Below are 22,447 nucleotides of genomic sequence, written 5' to 3' on the forward strand. Positions count from 1 at the left end.
GGCGCCGCTCCCCGTCGGCCTCAGCCGGCCAGTGCCCGCTGGGCCTCGTACAGATTGGGCGGCCACACCGCCTCCGGGGTGCCGTACGCCTCCAGCCGGGTGTGCAGATCTCCGGTGAAGTCGGGGACGTCGATCTGGTCGGACTCCGTCACCTCGCTGATGCCGACCGTCGCGCTGTACGGGGCGAGTCCGTCGATCCGCATCAGGCCCGCCCGGCCGTTGGTGACCCGGATGTTCCAGTGCGTGAAGCGAGCACCGAAGAGCGGCCCGGCGCTCGCATCGCCGCCGTGCCGCCCGTTGTTCTCGACCGTGATGTCGGTGCGGACGTCGGCGAACGGCATCCCCCGGTGCGAGTCGAACGTCCCCATCTCCATCACGCCGCGCGACCAGACATTGCCGCTGGACAGGCCCTCGACGTTGATGCCGTGCAGCTGCGTCCCGGCGGGCGCCGGTACGGTGCGCCGCTCGACGGTGAAGTCCTCGATCAGGTTGTCGTGCGAGCCCTCGCGGCAGTAGTACGGATGGTGCGAGCCGCGGCCCGCGACCTTCGTACGGCGCAGGGTGCAGGCGGAGGCGGCGATCAGGCCGAAGCCGTTGTCGACGTGGCGGACGGTGATGTCGTCGGCCCAGCAGTCGTACGCGCACTGGAACGCGACCCCGTTGTACCCCTTGTCCAGCAGATGCGGCGACTGCGGGGTCTCGACCGCTTCGAGCGTAAGGCCCTCGACGCCGGAGCCGGTGAGCGGGGTGACGAGGGTGGTCAGCCGCGGGTCCCACTCGGGCCGGACGTCGAGCGGGAGCGGGCGCTCCAGCGTGACCCGGTGGCCGTGTACGGAGGTGACGCGGACCGGCCACTCGTAGGGGACGTACGAGGTCAGCTTGGTCTTGTCGTCCCAGTGGTACGCCTCGGGGCCGGGGCCGCCGCCCGCCATGTGTTCCAGGAGCGTGTGGCCGGCGTCGTCGGCGAGGCGGAGCAGGACGAGTCCGCCGCGCCGCAGCCCCGTCGCGTCGTCGACGGTGACCGAGCGGTCGCCGCGGCGGGCGGGGGCGACGGTGGTCAGGGTCCGCCACTCGTCGCGGCGGTTGCCGGTCCAGCCCTCGAAGGGCCAGGACTTCGCCCTGATCGCTTCGGTGAGCGAGGCCCAACGGCCCTTCGGGCAGAGCCAGATGAGGCCGCCGGCCCAGGACCAGCCGGACTTGTCGCCGCCGTACCGGCTGCCGTACGTGCCGATCAGCTCGGTGAGGTTCCTGGTCGCGTACAGCCTGGTGCGCCCGCTGCCCGCGCCGCGCACCACCACGTCGCTGTGGCCGATCCGGATGATGTCGTCGATGCGGTATGTGCCTGCGGGGACGAGCACCGTGCCGCCGCCGCGCTCTCCGGCGTCGGCGATGGCCCGGTTGATCGCGGGGGCGGCGTCGGCGGAGCCGTCGGCCTTCGCACCGTAGTGCCGGACGTCGGCGACGAAGCCGCGTCCGGTGCGGCAGGGCGGGCGGGAGCCGGCGCGGTAGCCGGCCAGGCCGATGAACGGGATCTGCGGATGGGTGAACGGGGCGGCGGCGAACTCCCGCCAGAGCGGGGTGGCCGTACGGGGCCCGCCTCCGGCCGCCCGACCCGCAGCGGCCGCCGTGCCGCTGCCGGTGGTGCCGGTGACCGCCGTCGCGGCGACGGCCACGGCGCCGGCCAGCAGGCCGCGTCTGCCGATGCCCTCCTTGGCCGCCTCGGCTGCCCTGCCCGCCTTGCTCGCGTTGATCGCCATGAATCCGAGCCGCCTTTCATCCATGTGAACGACGTTCATATCCGCGTCGGCGGCGAGCATGCCACGGTGCCCCGGCGCGACGAAAGGGGCGTGCACCGGGGAATGTTCGGGCGGGGTCGGTCAGCTGCTTCGCTCGGCCGGACGCTGGGTCAGGTGTGTGAACGCGTCCAGGTTCCGGGTGGATTCACCGCGCGCCACCCGCCACTCGTACTCCTTGCGGATCGAGCTCGCGAAGCCCAGCTCCAGCAGAATGTTGAAGGAACCGTCGGCCGCTTCGAGGACCGTGCCGAGCAGCCGGTCCAGCTCCTGCGGGGTGACCACGGAGAGCGGCAGCTTGCCGACCAGATAGATGTCGCCGAGCCCGTCGATCGCGTAACTCACGCCGAAGAGGCGGAGGTTGCGCTCCAGCAGCCAGCGGTGGACCGCGGCGTCGTTCTCGTCCGGGTGGCGTACGACGAAGGCGTTGAGGGAGAGCGAGTGCTTGCCGACGCGCAGCGAGCAGGTGGTGGACAGCTTGCGCGTGCCGGGAAGTCCGACCACGTAATCACCTGGTGCGGGGCTCTCCCATTCGAGCCCGGCGTCCTTCAGGGTCGCCTCGATGACCTGCGCGACCTGCGTCGCCGCCGCTTCGGTCGGTGCCGCTCCGTCGGGTACGTCAGCCATGGTGCGAGCGTACGTCAGGCATGGAGCGAGCGTACGCGGCGGCGGTGTTCGTGCATCGCGGCCGTGTACACGTCGGCGGTCGCGGAGGCGGCGGTGTCCCAGCCGAAGCCCTGGGCGTGCGCGGCGGCCGCCGCACCCATCCGGGCGACCAGTTCCGGCGAGTCGGCGAACCGGGCCAGCGCCTGCGCGTACGCCTGCGGGTCGTGCCCGGGTATCAGGAAGCCGCTGACCCCGTCCCGCACCGCCACCGGGAGACCGCCCACGGCCGCCGCGACGACGGGGGTGCCCGCCGCCTGCGCCTCTATGGCGACCAGGCCGAAGGACTCGCTGTGCGAGGGCATGACCAGCACGGAAGCGGCCCGGAACCAGTCGGCGAGCTGCTCCTGCCCGACCGGCGGCTGGAACCGTACGACATCGGCGATGCCCAGCCGCGCCGCCAGCTTCTGCAGCCCCTCCGGCCTGGCCAGCCCGCTGCCGCTCGGGCCGCCTACGACCGGTACGACGATCCGGGAGCGCAGCGTGGGGTCGCGGTCCAGCAGGACGGCGACCGCCCGCAGCAGCACATCGGGGGCCTTCAGCGGCTGGATGCGGCCCGCGAAGAGCGGGATCAGGGCGTCCTTCGGCAGCCCGAGGCGCGCCCGTGCCGCGGCCCGCCCGTCGGCGGGGCTGAAGCGGTCCAGGTTGACCCCGGGGTGGACGACGGCGACGGAGCCGGGATCGGCGTCGTAGAAGCGGACGAGCTCGTCCGCCTCCTCGGCGGTGTTGGCGATCAGCCGGTTCGCCGCGTCGACGATCTGGGTCTCGCCGATGACACGGGCCGCCGGCTCGGGGGCGTCGCCCGCCGCGAGCGCCGCGTTCTTGACCTTCGCCATGGTGTGCATGGCGTGGACCAGCGGGACGCCCCAGCGCTGGGCGGCGAGCCAGCCGACATGGCCCGAGAGCCAGTAGTGGGAGTGGACGAGGTCGTAGTAGCCGGGGCCCTGACCGGCCCACGCCTGCATCACGCCGTGCGTGAAGGCGCAGAGCTGGGCGGGCAGCTCCTCCTTGGCCAGACCCTCGTACGGCCCCGCGTCGACGTGCCGGACCAGGACGCCGGGCGCCAGCTCGACCACCGGGGGGAGCCCGCCGGTGGTGGACCGGGTGAAGATCTCGACCTCGATGTTGATCGCGGCGAGGCGCCTGGCCAGCTCCACGATGTAGACGTTCATGCCGCCCGCGTCGCCCGTGCCCGGCTGGTGCAGCGGAGAGGTGTGCACGGAGAGCATCGCGATGCGGCGGGGCTTGCGGTGGCCGCCGGGGAATGCGGCGGGGAACCTGAGGCGCGGTGCGACACGGCTGCTGCCGCGCCGGGAGACGTACTGACTCACGTCGTCCGGTCCTCCTCATCCAGGGCATGACACCGAAGGGACCCGAGCCCCTGCGAACGGCTGCAACAGCGGAATCTCTCCTTTCATTTCCGCTTTACCAAATCATTACGGTGCATGCGCCGCACCCCGGCGGCACCCGGGCGCGCGTCACCCGCCTGCCGGGAGATCGTTACGCTCGCTGTCATGCGCCCCATCGGCACCGCGACCCGCGGGACCACCAACCCGAACCGGCTCCGCCGCATGGACCGCTGGATCGCCGCCACCCACGGCCCGGCCCTGCGCCGCGCCGACCACCCCGTCGCCGTCGACCTCGGGTACGGCGCCGCGCCCTGGACCGCCGTCGAGCTGCTGCACCGGCTGCGCACCGCCGAGCCGCGCACGTCCGTGGTCGGCGTCGAGATCGACCCGGAGCGGGTCTCGGCGGCGAAGCCGTACGAGCGCGAGGGCCTGACCTTCCTGCACGGCGGCTTCGAGATCCCGCTCCCCGAGCGCCCCGACCTCATCCGGGCGGCGAATGTGCTGCGCCAGTACGACGAGAGCGAGGTCGCCGCGGTCTGGCGGCGGCTGTGCACCCGCCTCGCGCCGGGCGGGCTGCTGGTGGAGGGCACCTGCGACGAGATCGGTCGCCGGCACGTATGGGTGGCGCTCGGCCCGGAGGGTCCGCGCACGGTCACGTTCGCGACCCGGCTCGCCTCCCTGGACCGCCCCTCCGACCTCGCGGAGCGCCTGCCCAAGGCGCTGATCCACCGCAATGTGCCGGGCGAGCCGGTCCACGCGTTCCTGCGCGACTTCGACCGGGCGTGGGCCGCGGCGGCCCCGTACGCCTCACTGGGCGCCCGGCAGCGCTGGATCACGGCGGTGCGGTCCCTGTCGGGCGACTGGCCGCTGGCCGACGGGGTACGGCGGTGGCGGCAGGGCGAAGTCACGGTGAAATGGGCCGCCCTCCGGCCCAACCCGTAACCCGACTCGCGCTGAACAGAACCGGCGGGGCGGTGTCCGGGGCGGCGGACGGGAACGGGAACGCGGCATCGTTCGTCCAGACAGAGGGGAGCAGGGGGCGGCAGGGGGCGGCAGGGGGCTCCAGGGGAGCAGGGCGAGTCGGGGAGCGCGATCCGTGTGACCGTCAGGACAGCGGGCGTGCGCCTCTGTTGCTTTTCGGTACGGCATGGCACGATCTCGGCATCGGCGAAAAGTTACTGACGGTAAATCAGATTCATTCGGAGGGGAATCTCGTGAACCGACGTCACTGTGCCTCAGCCGCGATCACTCTGGTCTGCGCGCTGTCCGTACTCATCACGCCGGTCCAGGCCTTCGCCGAGCCCGCGCCGCCATCCCCCTCCGACGCGCGCTCCGACTCCGGGTCCAAGGCGCCGAAGAAGAGCCTCGAAGAGGTACGCAAGGAGATCGACGCCCTCTACCGCAAGGCCGGGGCGGCCACCGACGCGTACAACCTCGCCGAGGAGAAGGCCGAGAAGCAGTCCGGCGAGATCGTGAAGCTGGCCCGCGCCACAGTCGTGGGCCAGTCGAAGATCGCCGAGCTCAAGAGCCAGGCCGGCGCGCAGGCCCGCGAGCAGTACCGCAGCGGCGGGCTGCCGCCCGGCGCCCAGTTCATGCTCAGCGACGACCCGCAGCTGTTCCTGGACGGGGTGAGCCGGGTCAGGGAGGGCCAGCAGGCCGCCCAGGGCGTGCTCGGCGAACTGACCAGGACCCAGCAGGACCTGGAGACGTACACCAAGGACGCGAGCGCCAACTGGAAGAAGCTCGAAACCAACCGGGTCAAACAGGCCAAGGCCAAGAAGAAGATCAACGCGCAGATCACCGCGGCGAAGAAGCTGGAGTCGCAGCTCAAGAAGGAGGAGCGGGCCCGCCTGCTCAAGCTGGAGCAGGAGGCCGAGTACAAGCAGCAGACGGCCTGGCTCAGCTCCGGCGCCCTGAAGGACATCAACCGCGAGGCGAGTGCGAGCGGCAAGACGGCGGTGGCCTTCGCGACCGCGCAGATAGGCAAGCCGTACGTCTGGGGCGCCGAGGGCCCCAAGTCGTACGACTGCTCGGGGCTCACGTCACAGGCCTGGCTGGCGGCGGGGCGGCCGATCCCCCGCACCTCGCAGGAGCAGTGGCGGCTGCTGCCGCACATCGCCATCAAGGACATGCGCCCCGGCGACCTGATCATCTACCACGGTGACGCCAGTCACGTGGGGATGTACGTCGGTGACGGCGCGATCGTGCACGCCCCCCGCCCCGGCCGCAACGTCACGCTGGCGGGCGCGGGCTCGATGCAGATACTCGGCGTCGTACGCCCGGACAAGTAGCCCCGGCCCGGACAGGCAACTCTGGACCGGGCCGGATCGAGCCCGTCCGGCGATTGGGGACAAATCGCCCCCGGGTGCCCTCGGGGCGCCTCGCCGGACGCCCGCGGCACCCCGCGTCAGCACCCCGCACCGCCACGGGCGTGACCCGCGCCACCCGCCGCCCACCACCCCGCGTGACCTTTGTCATGCCCGCATACCCGCCGCCACCCCGGCACATCTCGCCGGATCCGTGACCTGACGCGGCTTATGGCTGTGCATATGCCGGAGGCCGATCGCGGAACGCCATTCCGTTCCCCCGCCACGGACCGCTATCGTCCCCGTCTGGCGGGTCGTCGATCGTCGTCCCGCCGCGCCCTCGGGGGGAGGGAAGGAAACCCGAACCGATGCCCGTACCCGAACCGCAGCAAGGTGCCGAAGCCGCTGCGGAGGCCTCCCACGGCGCCGTCCTCACCCTGCTGGTGATCGAGGACGACCCGGCGGGCACCTTCACCGTCCCCGAGCTCCCGGCCGAGGCCGGCACGAGGGTGCGCATCCGCACCGCCCGCAACCTGACCGAGGCGGGCCGGCTCCTCACGGACGACGTCGACTGCGTCCTGCTGGACCTCGCCCTGCCCACCGGCAGCGAGACCCGTGCCTCGGGCACCGGGAACGCGCGGGAAGCCGACGGGCTCGCCACCCTCGAACACGTACTGCGGATCGCCCCGCGCCACGCCGTCCTCGCCCTCACGGCACAGGACGACACCGAGCTGGCCGCCGCGGCGGTACGGGTCGGCGCCCAGGACTACCTCTGCCGCGACGAACTGGACGGACGGCTGCTCAGCCGCGCCATCCGGTACGCCGTCGAGCACAAGCGCGCCGGCATCGCCCAGCGCCGGCTCACCGAGTCCACCCTGCGCGCCCAGGAGAACGCCCGCCTCGAACGCGGCCTGCTCCCCACCCCGCTGCTCGAAGGCTCCGATCTGCGCTTCGCGGCCCGCTACCGCCCCGGCCGCAGCCGTGCGCTGCTCGGCGGGGACTTCTACGACACGGTCCGCACCCCCGACGGCACCGTCCACGTGATGATCGGCGACGTCTGCGGGCACGGCCCCGACGAGGCGGCGCTCGGCGTGGAACTGCGCATAGCGTGGCGGGCGTTGACCATGGCCGGGCTCTGCGGCGACGAACTGCTCTCCACCCTCCAGCAGGTCCTGGAGCACGAGCGGGAGAGCGAGGAGATCTTCGCGACGCTCTGCACCGTCGACATCACCCCCGACGGCCGGCGCGCCGGGCTCTGCCTGGCGGGCCACCCCGCCCCGCTGCTCGCCCGGCCCGGACGGGCCGCGCGCCTTCTCCCGTACGAGGACGGCGGACCGGCCCTGGGCCTGCTGCCGCGCGCCCGATGGCCGCGCCGGCAGGTGGAGCTCGGCGGCACCTGGAGCCTGATGATGTACACGGACGGGCTGATCGAGGGACGCGTGGGCGAGTCCGGCACGCAGCGGCTGGGCCAGGACGGCATGGTCGCGATGATCAACCGGCAGCTGGCGGAGGGGCTCACCGGCGAGGATCTCCTGGAGGCCGCGGTCGCCCAGGTGCGGGAGCTGAACGGCGGCGAACTCACCGACGACGTGGCGGTCCTCCTGCTCGACCGCGACGAGGAACGCGTACGCCGCCGGATCCCGAACGGCGACCGGGGCCGGAGCATCCCGCGCCCCCGCCCCGGATCGGCACCACCCACGGCCCCCGTGAGCGCCGCGAACCCCGCGAACGCTCAGCGCCCGCCGTTGTAGGGCCCGTACGGCCCGTCGCTGCTGGAGCCGCCGCGCCGGCCGCGGCCACCCGAGACCGCCTGGAGCGCGGGCCGCACGTCCACCAGGAAGACGATGGAGGCGACCGCGCCCGCGAGCTGCAGGAACAGCATCGGCACGAAGAGGTTCACGGCGACGGTGATGCCGAGGATGAGCAGCCAGAAGGACTTCTTCTGCTTGTCCGCGGCCCGGTAGGCGTCCTCACGGGCCATCGCGGCCATGATCAGTGCGATCACGGCCAGCACGAGCATGACCATGTAGAGCAGCCAGACGAATGTGCTGAATCCTGTGAGCAACATGGTGTGTGCACCGCCTAGTAAGTGGATGAGCGCCTCGCGGCCAAGGTACCGGGACAACGGACCCGGGCACCCCTGAAAGTGCCCGGCCCGCGCCCCGCTACACACGGCGGCGCCACAGCACCGCCCGGGGTGCCGTGGCGCCGGGGCCCTACTTCGCGCTCGGCGGAGTGGTCTTCTTCGCGGCGGGCTTGTGCGCGGGCGCCTTCCTGGCGGGCGCGGCCGGGGCCTTGCTCTCCGGCTTGGCGGCCTTCGGCGCGGGCTTCGACGCGGGCGCGGCCTTGGGCTGACCGGGCTTGGCGGCCGGCGCGGTCCTGGTGGTGCCCGCCGGCTTGGACTCCTTGCGCGGCTCGACGACGACGGCGATCTCGACGATCTCCTCGGCCGTCTCGCCGCGCCAGTTCTTCACGGTCTGCTCGCCGCGCTCGGCGACCTTCTCGTACGTCTCCCGGGCCCGCACCGCGTATTCCGCGGCCACGCCCAGACTCCGCAGCGCCAGGTCCTGCGCGTTCTCGCCCAGCTTCCGCAGGTCGCTGTCGAAGGATCCGATCACCTCGGTGACCTTGGCCTGGACGGTGGCCTGCGCCTCCTTGGCCTGCGAGGCCACCTTCTCCTGCACGGCCTTGGGGTCGGCGTTGCGCACGGCCTCGATACGCTCCGGCGCCTCGGCACGCAGCTGCTCGATCAGCGCCGGGACCTTGCGCGCCTGCTCGACGGCGAGATCGGCCGTACCGGCGGCGAAGTAGAGGGGGGTCGGGTCGGTGAGGGTCTTGCGCAGGTCATCGGTGATGGCCATGACTGTGGTCCTCCCGGATCATCAGACTCAGTGTGAGGGTTTCTCTGGCGTTGAAGGCGTTGAAGGCTTCGGAGCCTTCAACGGCTTTGAAGGGGTGGAAGGAGTGGAAGGAGCTGACGGCTTCGAAGCCTTCGAAAGCTTCGAAGCCGTGTCGTCACCGGCGTCCGGCCCCGATTCGTCGCCGGTCTCCGGTCCGGCCGCGACGCCGGATTCCGGTCCGGGCTCGAAACCGTTCTCCCTGCGGAAGGAGTCGTAGATCTGCAGCAGGACACTCTTCTGCCGCTCGCTTATGGACGGGTCGGCCAGAATCACCGCCCGCGTCTCCAGCTCCTCCCGCTCCCGCTCGTCCAGAATCCCGGCCCGTACGTAAAGGGTCTCGGCGGAGATCCGCAGCGCCTTGGCGACCTGCTGCAACACCTCGGCGCTCGGCTTGCGCAGCCCGCGCTCGATCTGGCTGAGGTAGGGATTGGACACCCCGGCGGCATCGGCGAGCTGCCGCAGCGACAGCTGCGCGTTGCGCCGCTGCTCGCGCAGGTACTCACCGAGATTGCCGACGTTGAGTGATGCCATACCCCGATGGTGCGCCACCCTTGCTAACTTTTGCAAGCAGACGCTTGCAAAAGTGCGCCACACCACTCGCCTGGCCCCGTGCGAGACGCCGAAGCCGTACCGGATCTCTTCCGCCGCGCCCGTTCCCGCCGCTCGATCAGCGTTAGCCTTGGCCCCCATGATCGTATGGCTCAACGGCACCCACGGCGCAGGCAAGACGACGACCAGTGCACTCGTACAACGGCTGATCCCCGATTCACGGGTGTTCGACGCCGAGAAGGTCGGCGAGACACTCATGGACATCACGCCGGGGCTGCCCTGGACGGGCAACTTCCAGCACTGGCCGCCGTGGCGGCCGCTCGTCGTCGAGACCGCCCGCCACGTACTCGACTACACCGGCGGCACTCTGGTGATACCCATGACCGTCCTGGTCGAGCAGTACTGGCGCGAGATCAGCACGGGCCTCGCCCGACATGACATTCCGGTACGGCACTTCGTCCTCCACGCCGACCAGGACACCCTCCGCGGGCGCATCGAGGGGGACACCGTCATGGGCCCCTCCGCATTCCGCCTCGAATACCTTGAGCCCTACGCCGAGGCGGCCCGCACGTGGCTGCACGACGAGGCCGAGGTCGTCGACACCACGCACCTCACTCCCGCCCAAGCCGCCCTGCAGATCGCGGAGGCCGTCAAGAGTTGAGCTCCGCCTGCCTCGCGGAAACAGACGGAGGTGGCAGCGGAGCCCTTGGTTGACCTTCACCTTGGGGGAAGCCACAGCATCGGTGGGGCCGGGCGACGTGCCCGGCATGAGGAGGAGTGGGCATGGGGTTGCTGACCATCGGGGCGTTCGCGAAGGCGTCCCGGCTGTCGCCGAAGGCGCTGCGCCTCTACGACGAACTCGGCCTGCTGACCCCCACTCGCGTCGACCCGGTGAGCGGCTACCGCCTCTACGCACCGGAACTGCTGGAGCAGGCCCGGCTGGTCGCCTGGCTCCGGCGCCTGGGAATGCCCCTGGCCCGCATCCAGCAGGTCTGCACGCTGGAGTCGGCCGCGGCGGCACAGGAGGTCCGCGCGTTCTGGGCTCAGATCGAGGCCGACACCGCCGCGCGGCGAGACCTCGCTTCCTTCCTCATCGACCATCTTTCCTGGAAGGACCCCGCCATGTCTCCGACCACCAAGCCCCTGGGAATCCGTTACGCCGCCCTTTCCGACAGGGGCCTTGTCCGCGAGAGCAACCAGGACACCGCCTACGCCGGGTCGCGCCTGCTCGCCGTCGCCGACGGCTACGGCAGCGCGGGAGCTCCAGCCGGTGCGGCCGCCATCGACGCGCTCAAGCGCCTCGAAACCGGCGGCATCCCGTCGGGCGAGCTCCTCAACGTCCTCGAAGACGCCGTCGAGCAGGCCAAGCGGGCCGTCAACGGCGTCGCCGGACCCGGCTCGTCACCCGAAGAGGCCGGCACCACGCTCACCGCGATGCTGTGGACCGGATCGCAACTGGCCCTCGTCCACATCGGCGACTCCCGTGCCCATCTCCTGCGCGACGGAGAGCTGTTCCAGATCACGCATGATCACACCGTGGTGCAGTCGATGGTCGACGAGGGACGCATCGGTCCGGAAGAAGCCGTCTCCCACCCCCAGCGGTCGCTGTTGATAAGGGCCTTGGGCCATGGAGCCGACGGCACCACCGACATGCGCCTTCACGACGTTCAGCAGGGAGACCGATATCTGCTCTGCTCCGACGGTCTGTCGACCGTCGTGCGGACCGAGGAGATTCGCCGGGTGCTCCGCGAGGTCGGAGAGCCCGAGCAGGCGGTCCGCGAACTCGTCGCCCTCGCCAACGGCTCCGGCGGCCCGGACAACGTCAGCTGCGTGGTCGCCGACGTCGTGGAGCTCCAGCAGTAGGAGCGAACGGCATGCACTGAACATCGCACTGCCTGCGGTTGGGTGGGACATCAACCGTCAACCCGTCCCGCTCAACCGCAGGCACCGCGGGTCAGCCCTGGCAGATGCAGAAGGGATGACCAGCCGGATCGGTGAGGACCCGAGCCCTGCCCGCCTCATGGGGCTGGTGATCCGGCTTGCCCGCGCCCAGCTCCAGCAGCCGCCTCGACTCGTCCAAGTCCGCGACGTCGGGTGAGTTGGAGCAGGAGGAGCTCGGCACTGGGTAACGTATCCGGAAATATCCCCATGCCGGAGACGGATCCCCATGGCTGACGACAGGGACGACGAGAATGCGGCCCCGGGCCCCGCGGCGCGGGGGCACGGGCAGGGTCACGGGCACGGGCTCGCGCGCGGCGGGGCCTCCGTGGTGCCGAGGACCGCCGTGATCGCGGGCGGCGGAGCGCTGGCCGTCTGGGAGCCCGCGTTCACGCTCGGCGCCTACGACGTCATCTTCTACTACCAGATGCTCACCCTCTGGGCGGTGTCGACGGCCGTGCTGCTGGCCGGCTTCCTGATGCGTGAGCGCGGGCCGCGTCACGGCTGGGCGTACTGGGCCTGCCTGGCGCTGCCCAGCGCCTGGCTCGTCCTCGCCGCCGTCGTGCCGCGCAGCGGCAACTGGCAGGGCGAGGCGCTCTTCCTGATCGGCGGCATCATCAGCGTCATCGGCACCCCGCTGCTGACCTGGGTGCTCCTCCAGCTCCTGCTGTTCGGGGAGTCGGAGCTCTCCGTGAACCAGCGCCGGACGGTCATCGGTGTCGTCGCGCTCGTCGGCGTACTGGCCTTCCTGCTCGGCCAGTTCAACGATGTCTTCCTCACCTGCGGGGACTTCGACATCAGCGGCAACAGCGTCCCCTCCGGCTGCCGGCCGGGCCACGCCTCGCCGCTCGGCTGACCCGCGACGGCCGTTGCGGGACAGCCGAGCGGTACGGATGTGACGATCCGGGCCTCCAGGCGCGATGCTGCCCCCATGACCTCCTCAGAGATCGATCCGACCCCCGATTCCGGTCCCACATCCACCACCGGCACCTCCGGCCCCGGTGTCTTCGAGCTGGGCGGCACCGTCACCATCCCGCGGCTCGGCTTCGGTGCGATGCAGCTGCCGGGCCGGTGGAGCGGGCCGGCCGGTGACACCGCGAAGGCCGTGGCCGTGGCGCGGCGCGCCGTCGAGCTCGGGGTGCGGTACATCGACACCGCCTCCTTCTACTTCTCCGACACCCACCGGGCCAACGACCTGTTGCGCGAGGCGCTGTCCCCGTATCCCGCGGACCTCGTCATCGCCACCAAGGTCGGCCCGCTGCGGGACGAGACCGGCGAGATGTACGCCGAGGCCCGCCCCGATCAGCTGCGCGGAGAGGTGGAGCGGAATCTGGCGGACCTGGGGGTCGACACCCTCGACCTGGTGCATCTGCGGGTGGGGCGGCTGGGCTCGGACGTCGCCGATTCGCTCGGCGAACGGTTCGCCGTACTGGCCGCGCTGCGCGAGGAAGGGCTGATCCGGCAGCTCGGCGTCAGCAATGTGACGCGCGGGCAGCTCGCGGAGGCCCGGTCGATCGCACCGGTCGCCGCCGTCCAGAACCGGTTCGGTGTGCTCGACCAGGCCGACGCCGCGCTCGTCGACGAGTGCGCGGACGCCGGTATCGCGTACATGCCGTTCTTCGCGCTCGGCGGCGGGCACACCGAACTCGACGGCGAGAACCTCCGGAAAGTGAGCGAGCGGCACGGCGCGACGGCGTTCCAGGTGGCCATCGCCTGGGGCCTGGCCCGCTCCCCCTCGATCGTCCAGATCCCCGGTACCGCCTCGCTCGCCCACCTGGAGGAGAACATGGCCGCCGGGCAACTGGCCCTCGACGAGGACGACATGGCGCTGCTCGGACGTCGCGGCTAGGGCGTGTTTTAGAAGTAGCGTCGTCCGCCCGGAGGGCGGGTCCCGCGGGGTCTGGCGCGTGCGATCGCAAGGCGCCGGGGTGCCCTTGTAGCGGAGCTACCAGGGCATTTCGGCAACGCGGCGAGCGTGCGTGTCAGACCCCGCGGGACAGGCGGGACTTCTAAAACACGCCCTAGAGCCGGTCCGGGGCCTGCCCCCGTGCGGGTCGGCCGGGGCCCACCCGCCCCGGCCGACCCGGAATCGCCGATGAGAGCCAGGGCAATCCCGTTACGATCACCGTACGTTCTCAGAGAGGCAGGCACGGCATGAAGGTCCTGATCGCCGGAGGCGCGGGGTACATCGGCAGCACGGTCGCGTCCGCCTGCTCGGACGCCGGGATCACCCCCGTCGTCCTCGACAACCTGGTCACCGGCAGGCGGGAGTTCGCACAGGGCCGGGCCTTCCACGAGGGCGACATCGCGGACGGCCCCCTGATCGACCGGATCTTCGCCGAGCACCCGGACATCGAAGCCGTCGTCCACTGCGCGGCACTGATCGTGGTCCCCGACTCGGTCGCCGACCCGGTCGGCTACTACCGGGCGAACGTGGCCAAGTCCCTGGAGTTCGCCGGCCATCTGCTGCGCAACGGCTGCACCCGCATGATCTTCAGCTCGTCCGCCTCCATCTACGCCGCCGGAGCGGATCTGACCGTCGACGAGGACTCCCCCGTCGACCCGCAGAGCCCGTACGCGCGCACCAAGGCGGTGTGCGAGGCGATGTTCGCCGACATCGCCGCCACCCAGCCGCTCCGGGTGCTGTCCCTGCGCTACTTCAACCCGATCGGCGCGGACCCGAAGCTGCGCACCGGGCTCCAGCTACGGCGTCCGAGCCATGCCCTGGGCAAGATGATCCAGGCGCAGGAGGAGGGCGTACCGTTCCGGGTCACCGGGACCGACTACCCCACGCGGGACGGTTCCGGCATCCGGGACTACGTCCATGTCTGGGACCTGGCCGCCGCGCACGTGGCCGCGCTCGGCGCCTTCGACGCCGTCCTGCCGGAGGCCGGCTCCACCACCATCAACCTGGGCACCGGCACGGGCACCACCGTGTGCGAACTCCTCGATGCCTTCAACGAGGTGGTCGACACCCCCGTGCCGTCCGTCGACGCCGAAGCCCGGCCGGGCGACACCGCGGGGGCGTACACCCGGAGCGACCGGGCGGAGCGGCTGCTGGGGTGGCGGCCGCGGTACTCGCTGACGGAGGGCATCCGCCACTCCCTGGAGTGGGCCGACGTACGCGAGGACGTGCTCGGCGGCCCCGCGTAGGCCCGCGGCTCCGTACGCCCCGTCGCGGATCAGCGGCTCCGTACGCCCCGTCGGGGATCAGGGGACAGCCCTTAGGATCCGCCCATGGCTATCGACCACGGCTACACCTGCTCCTGCTGCGGCGAACACCACGCGGAACTCCCGATGGGGTACTCGACCATGGCCCCCGACGTCTGGGACGCGAGCCTGGAGAGCGATCCGGACAGCATGCTCTCCTGCGACCAGTGCATCGTCAGGCACGAGCACTACTTCATCAAGGGCCTGATCGAGATACCCGTGTTCGGCAGCGAGGAGCCGTTCTCCTGGGGCGTCTGGGTCTCGCTCAGCCGGGTGAACTTCGCCCGCGCCCTCGATGTGTGGGAGACCCCGGGCCGCGAGTCCGAGAAGCCGTACTTCGGCTGGCTGAGCACCGAGCTGGGGCTGTACTCGCCCCGTACGACCAACCTCAAGACCAACGCCCACACCCGCCCGATCGGCCGGCGCCCCCGCATCGAGCTGGAGCCCACCGACCACCCCCTCGCCGTGGAGCAGCGCACCGGCATCACGCGCGACCGGGTGCGGGAGATCGCCGAAGCGGTGCTGCACGCCGACGACGCCCGCGCCTGAGCGCGCCGGCGCCCCGCCGCTACCGCTGTTCCCCGAGCCCCGTCCGCAGCTGCACGAAGGCGAGTTCGGCCGACTCGACCGCGTCCGCGTACACGTGTTCCGCGCTCTCCCCCGCGTCGATCCGCCGCCAGTTCTCCAGGGCCAGGATGCGCAGTACGGCGATGATCTGGCCCGCGGCCAGCCTGTCCTGCACCCGGCCGCCCAGCGCACGGGCGAGCGCCGCCTCCGAGCGGCTCTGGTAGGCGTACAGGCGGGCCACCAGGGACGGCGTCCCGTAGAGCAGCCGCTGATACGCCAGCACCTGCGGCACATCGCAGAGTCCGGTGACCGGGTCGCCCCGCTCCAGGCCGTCCAGGAAGTTGCGGCGCAGGGCGTCCAGGGGGGACTCGGTGTCCGCACGGGCGGCGACCACACGGGCAGCCTCGTCCTCGTGGTCGGCGAACCGGTGCAGGACCAGGTCCTCCTTGGCCGGGAAGTACCGGAACAGTGTCGGCTTCGAGATGTCGGCCGCGGCCGCCACCTCCGCCACCGAGACCTTGTCGAAGCCCCGCTCCAGGAACATCGCGATCGCGGCCTCGGAGACCGCCTGATAGGTCAGCCGCTTCTTCCGCTCCCGCAGACTCATCTGCTCGTTCCCGGCCTTCTCTCCGTCCATGACCACGAAGCGTACGCCCCGTACTCCCACCGGACTCGGCCGCCGGAAGCGGTCGCACGCGCCCCCGACCGGCCGGGAACCGACGACTGGAGGGGAGTAATCCGCATGTGTGGGGTGGTGACCGGGGCGAGCCACGTTGACGCGATCCGTACACGGCTCCGCGGAGCCCGGTCCGGCGGAAGCCTCAGAACACGTCCGGGCACCACGCCCGCCGCCCCGCCCGCAGCATCGTCTCCGCCAGCGCCACCGCGCCCGGTGTGAGTTCCTCGACGCGGCCCAGCGCCGCCAGCCGGGTGGGGGACTCGTCGCCCAGGTAGAGGGTGCCCAGCTCCCGTACGTCCAGGGCGAGGTCGGCGTCGGACGTGGTGGGGGTGCAGGTGGCGCCGGAGGCGGTGGCTTCGAGGCGGTAGCGGCCGGTGGTCAGGCCCGTGGTGTCGTGGATGTCGAGGGTGAGCGTGCCGGGTACCGCGTAGGTGCGGGCCTCCAGGGCGCGTACGACGTCCAGGACGCGCACCCACAGCCAGTCCGCGTGGGTCACGACGCGGGCGGCGCGCGGGTCCGGGAGCAGGAGGGGCAGCAGGTCGTCGGGGGCGCGGTGGCCGGAGCGGACCGTGGTGATCCAGTCGATCGAGCAGACGAAGTGCCACAGCGCGCGCTCGGCGGCCGGGGTGGCGGCGATCTGCCCGAGCACCGTGGCCCGGTTCAGCGGCTGCTTGGCGTCGCCCCAGTGGTCGTCGGCGCGGTAGACGATCAGGCCGTCCACCTCGCCGGCCGCGTTGCTGGAGACCGCGAAGAAGGGCTCCGTCCAGGCCTCGGGGCCGGGCTGGATCTCGCCGGTGTTCACGGCCCACCAGCGCGCGTCGCGGTCGATCATCCCGTGCTGCCGGGCGCGCAGCCGGTCGTGCAGGGCCGGGCCCAGCTTGCGTACGTCCGCGCCGCTCACCAGGTCGATCCGGCCGCCGTCCCGCTCGGACGGGCCCGACCAGTGCGGGTCGAGGCCGGCCCTGGGTACGTCGATCTCCCACTGGGTGGTCCAGGCCGCCGGGCCGAAGCCGTACCGCCCGTAGATCGGGTACTCGGCGGCGATCAGCGTGGCGACCACGTCACCGCGCTCCTTCGCCGCCGCGAGGTCCGCGGCCATCATCCGGCTGAGCAGCCCGCGGCGGCGGTGCGTGGGCGACACCGTGACGTTGGAGACCGCGTCGGCCGGGACCGTCGCGCCGCCGACGACCGTGAGTTCCTGCGCGAAGGAACGGAAGGTGGCCACGCACCGCCCGCCGTCGAACGCGCCCTGTGTGCGGGCGAGATCGGTGTACGGAAGGCGTCGTTCCGCCTCCTCTTCCGTCCCTGTCTGCGCGCGCAGGAAACCGGTGTGCTTGGCGCGCAGCCAGTCGGGGAACTCGGCAGCGGTGATCGTACGGACGTCAGGAACCATGCGGGCCACGCTAGGCACACGGCGCGCGGGATGTCGCCCGGTTTTCCGCCACCGTGGGAACGGGCGGGCCGGAGCGGGTCAGAAGGCCGCCCGGATCTCGCCGACCTCCCCGCCACCGCCCAGCAGCGGCGCGTGTCCGATCCGGGAGACCACCGGGGCGTCGATGCCGAGCAGCCGCAGCGCCCGGGCCAGCACCGGCCCGAGCGCCCGTGTCGCCCCGTCGTCGATCTTGAAGGCCAGCGCCCGGCCGTCCGCCAGCGCCACCGCCTGCACCGCCTCGGCGCCCATCTTGGAGAGCGCGCCCGGCACCTCCCGCATCAGCCAGGTGTCGGGGCGACGGGTCCCGGCCACGTACTCGGGGTGGGCCCGCATCGCGTCCCCGACACGGCGCTCCGCCGTCCCCGGCTCCGCCAGCACGAAGGAGCGGAAGGCCCGCGCCAGGCCCACCAGGCTGATCGCCATCAGCGGCGCCCCGCACCCGTCCGTGCCGACCGCCGTGACCGGCTCGTCGGCCGCCTCCTCGACGACCTGGTGGACCAGCTGCTGGAGCGGGTGCGACGGGTCGAGGTAGGTCTCCCGGTCCCAGCCGTTCACCGCGCACACCGCGAGCATCGCCGCGTGCTTGCCGGAGCAGTTCATGGTGATCCGCTCCCGCACCCGGCCCGCGGCGAGATACGTCTCCGCCTCCGCCGGGTCCAGCGGCAGATCGGGCGGGGTCTGCAGGTCGCCGGAGGTCAGTCCGTGCTCGGCGAGCATCGTGCGGACGAGTTCCAGGTGGAAATCCTCGCCGGAGTGGCTCGCGGCGGCCAGTGCCAGCCGCTCCCCGGACAGGTCCAGCCCGGCCCGCAGCACGGCCGCGGCCTGCATCGGCTTGTTGGAGGAGCGCGGGAAGACCGGCGCCGTCGGATCGCCCAGGGACCGTTCCACGCTGCCGTCGGCGGCCAGCACGACCAGCGAACCCCGGTGCCGGCCCTCCACGAAGCCGGACCGTACGACCTCGGCCAGGACGGGGAGAGCGGGGGATATGGCGGATGGGGCAGCGGGGGCGGCGCTGGAGGTCATGGTGGCCTTCCGGGGACGGGCGGAACCCGCCCCCGGAAGGATCGCTTCAGGCGAGCAGGTCGTCTACTTGTGCTTCCCCGTCACGGTACCTGCGGGCGATCTCCGCGCTGCAATCGTCAGTGGTGCGTTGCAGCTGGTGACGGCGGCGGGAGACCTGCTGCTCGTAGCGGATCAGGCGCCCCATCGCGGTGTGCAGTTCCTCGTCCGTACGGGCGTCGAGGTCGGAGAGTTCGACCTCGGCGAGCGTCTCGGCGGCCAGCTGGCGGTACTCGTCGCTGCGCGGCGTGGTGAGCGTGACGTGCCGGGCGGAGGAGCGGTGCCGGGACGGGGGATCGGCGAGGATCTCCGAGAGCCGGTCCACCACCGGTGCCTCCGGATCCAGCCGCCGGGCCAGTTCGGCCCGCAGGATGTCGATCCGGCCCTGGACGAGCCGGCGCACATAGCTGAGGTCTGCCTCGTCGCGCTGCGAGTCGCGGCGCAGCGTGCGCAGCTCCGGCAGCCGCAGGGCGCCCAGCTCGGGCTGCGGCCCGACGGACAGGCCGTCCCCCAGTCCGTGACCGGTCCGCTGCACGGGTGGGCGCATGGTGCTGGTGCTGGTGCTGGCGCCGGTACGCGTGACCGGTACGGCGCCGGGGGACTGCCCGGTTCCATAGGTACTCATGCTTGTGTCCATCCCCTCGACCGGTGCGTCGGCACACCGCCTTCCGAGCATGGTGCCACTCCAGTGGGGCCTGTGTGGATGCTCTGTACCCGTTCAGCCCAAGATAGGTTGGTCTGTATGCGTGCAGTGATACAGAGGGTGGACGGCGCGAGCGTCACGGTGACTGACAGTGCCGACGGGTCCGGCGGGTCCGGGGTGGTCGGCGAAATCGTCGGCGAGGGGCTGTGTGTGCTGGTGGGAGTCACCCACGGGGACACCCCGGAGAAGGCGGCGCAGCTCGCCCGCAAGCTCTGGTCGCTCCGTGTCCTGGAGGGCGAGAAGTCCTGCTCCGATGTGAATGCACCGCTTCTGGTGATTTCGCAGTTCACTCTCTACGGGGACGCCCGGAAGGGCCGCCGGCCCACCTGGAACGCCGCGGCGCCCGGCGAGGTCGCCGAACCGCTGGTCGACGAGGTGGTGAAGCAACTGCGGGCGCTGGGCGCGCAGGTGGAGACGGGCCGGTTCGGAGCGGACATGCGGGTCTCGCTCACGAACCACGGCCCCTTCACCGTCCTCGTCGAGGTCTGAACCGAACGGGTCCAGGCCGAAGCCCTACGGCTCGACGACCGTCTCCTGGGACGCGGCCGTGTCCCCCGCGAGCAGTTCGGCGTCCACCGCGACGTTCCGCTTGACCAGGGCCAGCGCGATCGGCCCCAGTTCGTGGTGGCGGGCGGATGTGGTGATGAAGCCCAGCTGGCGCCCTTCGACACCGTCCGCGGCGAGCCGCACCGGTGTGCCGTGCCCGGGCAGCACGACCTCGCTGCCGTCGAGGTGCAGGAAGACCAGCCGACGCGGCGGCTTGCCCAGGTTCTGTACCCGGGCCACCGTCTCCTGGCCGCGGTAGCAGCCCTTCTGGAGGTGCACGGCGGTGCCGATCCAGCCAAGTTCGTGCGGGATCGTGCGGTGGTCGGTCTCGAAGCCGAGGCGCGGGCGGTGCGCCTCCACGCGCAGCGCCTCGTACGCCAGGATGCCGGCCACCGGGCCGTGCGCCGCCGCGTACTCCTCCAGGCCGGCGCGGGGCAGGAAGAGGTCCCGGCCGTAAGCCGTCTCCCGTACCGTCACGCCGTCCGGGACCTCCGCGATGGAGCCGGCCGGCAGGTACACCACGGCGAAGTCCTCGGTGCGGTCGGCGACTTCGACCTGGTAGAAGAACTTCATGGAATCCAGGTAGGCGATGAGGTCGCCCTGGGTGCCCGGTTCGGCGTGCATCCACACGGTCTCCCCGTCGTCGACGAGGTAGAGGGCGTGCTCGATGTGCCCGTTGGCGGTGAGGATCAGGGCCTCGGTGGCCTGGCCCGGGGCGAGTTCGCTGACGTGCTGGGTGAGCAGCAGGTGCAGCCAGGCCAGCCGGTCGCTGCCGGTGACGGTGACGACCGCGCGGTGCGAGAGGTCGACGAGGCCGGAGCCGTCGGCGAGGGCGCGCTGCTCGCGGAACAGGTCGCCGTAGTGCGCGGCGACGCCTTCGTCGCGGCCTTCGGCGGGGACGGCGCCGGGCAGGGACAGCAGGGGGCTCTTCATGCGACCAGCGTACGACGCGGTACGAACGAGGCCGCCGGAGAGGCCCCTGGCCGACAGGGCCTAGGCCTTGGGGCCGGCCGCTTCGGCGGACGTCCGGCCGGTTTCCTCGGCTTCCGCCTTCGCCGTGCACCCGGCGCAGCGGCCGAAGATCGCGAAGTGCTTCATGTCCGTCTCGAACCCGAAGCTGCTCTTCAGCTTCGCGGTGAACTCGGCGACGACGCCGACATCGGCCTCGATGACGTCCGTGCAGTCGCGGCAGACCAGATGGATGTGATGGTGTCGGTCGGCCAGGTGGTACGTGGGCGCCCCGTGTCCCAGGTGGGCGTGGCTGACCAGGCCCAGCTCCTCCAGGAGTTCGAGGGTCCGGTAGACGGTGGAGATGTTCACGCCGGACGCGGTCCTGCGGACCTCGGAGAGGATGTCGTCGGGTGTCGCGTGTTCCAGCGTGTCGACGGCTTCCAGGACAAGCTGGCGCTGCGGCGTCAGCCGGTAGCCGCGCTGTCGGAGATCGGTCTTCCAGTCGGTGCTCACCACACGCCCAGTGTAGGACCGGGTGAGCACCCGCCCGCGGACTACTTGAAGAAGGCGATGCCGTCGTCCGGCAGGTCGCCGAGGCTCTTCGCCATCGCCTCGACCTCTTCCGGGGTGACGACCTTCTTCAGGTGCGCCGACATGTACGGACGCAGTTCCACCTCGGGGGTGGTCTTCTCGCCGACCCACATCAGGTCGCTCTTCACATAGCCGTAGAGCCGCTTGCCACCGCTGTACGGGCCGGAGGCCGCGGTCCGGGCCACCGCGTCGGTGACCAGATCGATCTGCGGCTTCTTGTCGGCCAGCTCGCCGTACCAGATCTCGATGACGCCCTGGTCGCGGGACATGACGACCTCGACCTTGCGGTCCTTGTCGATGCGCCAGTAGCCGGACTCGGACTCCAGCGGCCTGACCTTCTTGCCCTCGGAGTCGAGCACCCAGGTGTGCGAGGCGTACTCCAGGAAGTCCCGGCCGTCGTGGCTGAAGGAGACTTCCTGGCCGAAGTTGCACTGCTCGGCGCCGGGGAAGTCGGAGACACCCGCGCCCGCCCAGTTGCCGAGAAGGAAGGCCAGCGGGACGAGGTCCGGGTGGAGGTCGGACGGGATCTCGATCATGAGCGGCTCAGACGATCTGTGAGGTGGGGTGGCTGCGGACGGAGGCGGGTACCGGGAGGGAGAACGGTCAGCGCTGACCCTGGTACAGCTTCTTCACGGTCACGCCTGCGAAGGCGAGAACGCCGACGCAGACCAGGACCAGCAGGGCGGAGAAGAATGCCTCAAGCACGGGAACTCCTTGCAACGAGCGTTATGGCAGCAGTACGGGGCCGGGCCCCAGCCTAATGGGTTGGGGCCCGGCCTGCCGGTCCGGGGCTTGCTCGGGGACCGCCGAGGGACAGGTCAGCCCAGCAGCTGGTTCTGCAGGATCACCGTCTGGTGGAACGGGACGCTCCGGGTGCCCTCCTTGCCCTTGCGGGACTGGACGACGAGGGCGAGCGTGTCCCCGGCGACCACGTAGGCCTGGCGGACCCGCGCCTCGCCGTACGGCTTCGCCTCGTCGTACACGTAGGACGAGGTGCCCGCCACCTTGCCGCCGCCCCAGCCTTCGTCGAGAACCGTCTCGGGCGCCCCGGCGAGCGGCACCGGTGCTCCGCTGACGGTGATCGAGTCCAGGAAGGACTGGGCGAAGGCCGTCGAGTTGAACCGGACGAGATAGATCCGGGTCGATGTGCCGTCCGGCACGGTCCAGCCGCGGGCGGCCACGTGCCGCGGAGCCGAGCCCGACGATTACAG

The 22,447-nt window shown here is 71.5% G+C and carries 24 protein-coding genes and 1 pseudogene; 10 read left to right on the top strand and 15 right to left on the bottom strand.

Annotated features, from left to right (window positions below; genetic code table 11):
* Positions 1–20: 20 nt before the first annotated feature.
* From BT364_RS27800 to mshA, 3 genes are all read right to left on the bottom strand, one after another.
* On the bottom strand, positions 21–1,757 hold the full coding sequence (locus BT364_RS27800; protein ID WP_072488057.1) for a glycosyl hydrolase family 28-related protein: 1,737 nt from the start codon (positions 1,755–1,757) through the stop codon (positions 21–23).
* 120 nt (positions 1,758–1,877) lie between these two features.
* Positions 1,878–2,420, bottom strand: a complete 543-nt coding sequence (locus BT364_RS27805; protein WP_072487980.1) for a type III secretion system chaperone family protein — start codon at positions 2,418–2,420, stop codon at positions 1,878–1,880.
* A gap of 14 nt (positions 2,421–2,434) precedes the next feature.
* Positions 2,435–3,787: a D-inositol-3-phosphate glycosyltransferase gene (mshA, locus tag BT364_RS27810; RefSeq protein ID WP_072487981.1), complete on the bottom strand. Its 1,353-nt coding sequence runs from the start codon at positions 3,785–3,787 to the stop codon at positions 2,435–2,437.
* Positions 3,788–3,970: 183 nt separating this feature from the next.
* On the opposite strand from mshA, the gene BT364_RS27815 reads away from it, so the two are divergent.
* The 3 genes from BT364_RS27815 (at position 3,971) to BT364_RS27825 (ending at position 7,862) form a co-directional block, all read left to right on the top strand.
* On the top strand, positions 3,971–4,747 hold the full coding sequence (locus BT364_RS27815) for a class I SAM-dependent methyltransferase (RefSeq protein ID WP_072487982.1): 777 nt from the start codon (positions 3,971–3,973) through the stop codon (positions 4,745–4,747).
* Between the two features lie 272 nt (positions 4,748–5,019).
* On the top strand, positions 5,020–6,096 hold the full coding sequence (locus BT364_RS27820; RefSeq protein ID WP_072487983.1) for a C40 family peptidase: 1,077 nt from the start codon (positions 5,020–5,022) through the stop codon (positions 6,094–6,096).
* Positions 6,097–6,479: 383 nt separating this feature from the next.
* Complete coding sequence (locus BT364_RS27825; protein WP_072487984.1) at positions 6,480–7,862, top strand: PP2C family protein-serine/threonine phosphatase; 1,383 nt, start codon at positions 6,480–6,482, stop codon at positions 7,860–7,862.
* On the opposite strand, the gene BT364_RS27830 is transcribed toward BT364_RS27825, so the two are convergent.
* The 3 genes from BT364_RS27830 to BT364_RS43365 all read right to left on the bottom strand — a co-directional run bounded on the left by BT364_RS27830 (position 7,844) and on the right by BT364_RS43365 (position 9,542).
* Complete coding sequence (locus BT364_RS27830; RefSeq protein WP_072487985.1) at positions 7,844–8,179, bottom strand: DUF2516 family protein; 336 nt, start codon at positions 8,177–8,179, stop codon at positions 7,844–7,846. The two genes, BT364_RS27825 and BT364_RS27830, sit on opposite strands and share 19 nt — an antisense overlap.
* Before the next feature lie 148 nt (positions 8,180–8,327).
* Positions 8,328–8,972, bottom strand: a complete 645-nt coding sequence (locus BT364_RS27835) for a hypothetical protein (RefSeq protein WP_072487986.1) — start codon at positions 8,970–8,972, stop codon at positions 8,328–8,330.
* 27 nt (positions 8,973–8,999) lie between these two features.
* Entirely contained in the window at positions 9,000–9,542 is a 543-nt protein-coding gene (locus BT364_RS43365; protein ID WP_072487987.1) for a helix-turn-helix domain-containing protein, read from the bottom strand.
* 157 nt (positions 9,543–9,699) lie between these two features.
* Between BT364_RS43365 and BT364_RS27845 the strand changes: the two genes are divergently transcribed.
* The gene (locus tag BT364_RS27845; RefSeq protein ID WP_072487988.1) at positions 9,700–10,221 is read left to right on the top strand and encodes a P-loop nucleotide/nucleoside kinase family protein; all 522 of its coding nucleotides are present in this window, start codon (positions 9,700–9,702) and stop codon (positions 10,219–10,221) included.
* 122 nt (positions 10,222–10,343) lie between these two features.
* Complete coding sequence (locus BT364_RS27850) at positions 10,344–11,423, top strand: MerR family transcriptional regulator (protein WP_177328253.1); 1,080 nt, start codon at positions 10,344–10,346, stop codon at positions 11,421–11,423.
* 91 nt (positions 11,424–11,514) lie between these two features.
* On the opposite strand, the pseudogene BT364_RS40380 reads toward BT364_RS27850, so the two are convergent.
* Positions 11,515–11,640, bottom strand: a pseudogene (locus tag BT364_RS40380) (VOC family protein); the annotation flags it as partial.
* 87 nt (positions 11,641–11,727) lie between these two features.
* Between BT364_RS40380 and BT364_RS27860 the strand changes: the two are divergent.
* The 4 genes from BT364_RS27860 (at position 11,728) to BT364_RS27875 (ending at position 15,257) form a co-directional block, all read left to right on the top strand.
* Positions 11,728–12,354: a hypothetical protein gene (locus BT364_RS27860; protein ID WP_107408318.1), complete on the top strand. Its 627-nt coding sequence runs from the start codon at positions 11,728–11,730 to the stop codon at positions 12,352–12,354.
* Positions 12,355–12,429: 75 nt separating this feature from the next.
* A complete protein-coding gene (locus BT364_RS27865; RefSeq protein ID WP_079179670.1) occupies positions 12,430–13,347 on the top strand; it encodes an oxidoreductase in 918 nt (305 codons plus the stop codon).
* 305 nt (positions 13,348–13,652) lie between these two features.
* Positions 13,653–14,651, top strand: a complete 999-nt coding sequence (galE, locus tag BT364_RS27870; RefSeq protein WP_072487990.1) for a UDP-glucose 4-epimerase GalE — start codon at positions 13,653–13,655, stop codon at positions 14,649–14,651.
* A gap of 144 nt (positions 14,652–14,795) precedes the next feature.
* Positions 14,796–15,257, top strand: a complete 462-nt coding sequence (locus tag BT364_RS27875; RefSeq protein ID WP_256260254.1) for a DUF2199 domain-containing protein — start codon at positions 14,796–14,798, stop codon at positions 15,255–15,257.
* 19 nt (positions 15,258–15,276) lie between these two features.
* Here the strand turns inward: BT364_RS27875 and BT364_RS27880 are convergent, their stop codons facing one another.
* The 4 genes from BT364_RS27880 to BT364_RS27895 form a co-directional block, all read right to left on the bottom strand.
* On the bottom strand, positions 15,277–15,912 hold the full coding sequence (locus BT364_RS27880; protein WP_107408320.1) for a TetR family transcriptional regulator: 636 nt from the start codon (positions 15,910–15,912) through the stop codon (positions 15,277–15,279).
* A 184-nt stretch (positions 15,913–16,096) separates the two neighbouring features.
* Positions 16,097–17,347 carry a GNAT family N-acetyltransferase gene (locus BT364_RS27885; protein ID WP_072488060.1) on the bottom strand — a complete coding sequence of 417 codons (1,251 nt, stop codon included), beginning with the start codon at positions 17,345–17,347 and terminating at the stop codon, positions 16,097–16,099.
* Positions 17,348–17,425: 78 nt separating this feature from the next.
* Entirely contained in the window at positions 17,426–18,409 is a 984-nt protein-coding gene (locus BT364_RS27890; protein ID WP_072487993.1) for an asparaginase, read from the bottom strand.
* A gap of 46 nt (positions 18,410–18,455) precedes the next feature.
* A complete protein-coding gene (locus BT364_RS27895; protein ID WP_072488061.1) occupies positions 18,456–19,070 on the bottom strand; it encodes an RsiG family protein in 615 nt (204 codons plus the stop codon).
* Between the two features lie 117 nt (positions 19,071–19,187).
* Here BT364_RS27895 and dtd point away from each other — a divergent pair, with 117 nt between their 5' ends.
* On the top strand, positions 19,188–19,637 hold the full coding sequence (gene dtd, locus BT364_RS27900; RefSeq protein WP_072487994.1) for a D-aminoacyl-tRNA deacylase: 450 nt from the start codon (positions 19,188–19,190) through the stop codon (positions 19,635–19,637).
* 24 nt (positions 19,638–19,661) lie between these two features.
* Here dtd and ygfZ read toward each other — a convergent pair whose 3' ends face one another.
* The 4 genes from ygfZ to BT364_RS27920 all read right to left on the bottom strand — a co-directional run bounded on the left by ygfZ (position 19,662) and on the right by BT364_RS27920 (position 22,417).
* Positions 19,662–20,627 (bottom strand): CAF17-like 4Fe-4S cluster assembly/insertion protein YgfZ, encoded by a 966-nt coding sequence (ygfZ, locus tag BT364_RS27905; RefSeq protein WP_072487995.1) that lies wholly within the window; start codon positions 20,625–20,627, stop codon positions 19,662–19,664.
* A 60-nt stretch (positions 20,628–20,687) separates the two neighbouring features.
* On the bottom strand, positions 20,688–21,161 hold the full coding sequence (locus BT364_RS27910) for a Fur family transcriptional regulator (protein WP_072487996.1): 474 nt from the start codon (positions 21,159–21,161) through the stop codon (positions 20,688–20,690).
* Between the two features lie 38 nt (positions 21,162–21,199).
* Positions 21,200–21,772 carry a heme-binding beta-barrel domain-containing protein gene (locus tag BT364_RS27915; RefSeq protein WP_072487997.1) on the bottom strand — a complete coding sequence of 191 codons (573 nt, stop codon included), beginning with the start codon at positions 21,770–21,772 and terminating at the stop codon, positions 21,200–21,202.
* A gap of 282 nt (positions 21,773–22,054) precedes the next feature.
* Positions 22,055–22,417 (bottom strand): hypothetical protein, encoded by a 363-nt coding sequence (locus BT364_RS27920; protein ID WP_072487998.1) that lies wholly within the window; start codon positions 22,415–22,417, stop codon positions 22,055–22,057.
* Positions 22,418–22,447 lie beyond the last annotated feature (30 nt).

This window comes from Streptomyces atratus, assembly GCF_900119365.1.
Taxonomy (GTDB): domain Bacteria; phylum Actinomycetota; class Actinomycetes; order Streptomycetales; family Streptomycetaceae; genus Streptomyces; species Streptomyces atratus_B.

Coding starts and splice junctions, on each gene's coding strand:
- BT364_RS27800 (WP_072488057.1), bottom strand. CDS start 1,757: ATGGCGATCAACGCGAGCAAGGCGGGCAGGGCAGCCGAGGCGGCCAAG.
- BT364_RS27805 (WP_072487980.1), bottom strand. CDS start 2,420: ATGGCTGACGTACCCGACGGAGCGGCACCGACCGAAGCGGCGGCGACG.
- BT364_RS27815 (WP_072487982.1), top strand. CDS start 3,971: ATGCGCCCCATCGGCACCGCGACCCGCGGGACCACCAACCCGAACCGG.
- BT364_RS27825 (WP_072487984.1), top strand. CDS start 6,480: ATGCCCGTACCCGAACCGCAGCAAGGTGCCGAAGCCGCTGCGGAGGCC.
- BT364_RS27830 (WP_072487985.1), bottom strand. CDS start 8,179: ATGTTGCTCACAGGATTCAGCACATTCGTCTGGCTGCTCTACATGGTC.
- BT364_RS27835 (WP_072487986.1), bottom strand. CDS start 8,972: ATGGCCATCACCGATGACCTGCGCAAGACCCTCACCGACCCGACCCCC.
- BT364_RS43365 (WP_072487987.1), bottom strand. CDS start 9,542: ATGGCATCACTCAACGTCGGCAATCTCGGTGAGTACCTGCGCGAGCAG.
- BT364_RS27845 (WP_072487988.1), top strand. CDS start 9,700: ATGATCGTATGGCTCAACGGCACCCACGGCGCAGGCAAGACGACGACC.
- BT364_RS27850 (WP_177328253.1), top strand. CDS start 10,344: ATGGGGTTGCTGACCATCGGGGCGTTCGCGAAGGCGTCCCGGCTGTCG.
- BT364_RS27860 (WP_107408318.1), top strand. CDS start 11,728: ATGGCTGACGACAGGGACGACGAGAATGCGGCCCCGGGCCCCGCGGCG.
- BT364_RS27865 (WP_079179670.1), top strand. CDS start 12,430: ATGACCTCCTCAGAGATCGATCCGACCCCCGATTCCGGTCCCACATCC.
- galE (WP_072487990.1), top strand. CDS start 13,653: ATGAAGGTCCTGATCGCCGGAGGCGCGGGGTACATCGGCAGCACGGTC.
- BT364_RS27875 (WP_256260254.1), top strand. CDS start 14,796: ATGGGGTACTCGACCATGGCCCCCGACGTCTGGGACGCGAGCCTGGAG.
- BT364_RS27880 (WP_107408320.1), bottom strand. CDS start 15,912: ATGGACGGAGAGAAGGCCGGGAACGAGCAGATGAGTCTGCGGGAGCGG.
- BT364_RS27885 (WP_072488060.1), bottom strand. CDS start 17,347: ATGGTTCCTGACGTCCGTACGATCACCGCTGCCGAGTTCCCCGACTGG.
- BT364_RS27890 (WP_072487993.1), bottom strand. CDS start 18,409: ATGACCTCCAGCGCCGCCCCCGCTGCCCCATCCGCCATATCCCCCGCT.
- BT364_RS27895 (WP_072488061.1), bottom strand. CDS start 19,070: ATGAGTACCTATGGAACCGGGCAGTCCCCCGGCGCCGTACCGGTCACG.
- dtd (WP_072487994.1), top strand. CDS start 19,188: ATGCGTGCAGTGATACAGAGGGTGGACGGCGCGAGCGTCACGGTGACT.
- ygfZ (WP_072487995.1), bottom strand. CDS start 20,627: ATGAAGAGCCCCCTGCTGTCCCTGCCCGGCGCCGTCCCCGCCGAAGGC.
- BT364_RS27915 (WP_072487997.1), bottom strand. CDS start 21,772: ATGATCGAGATCCCGTCCGACCTCCACCCGGACCTCGTCCCGCTGGCC.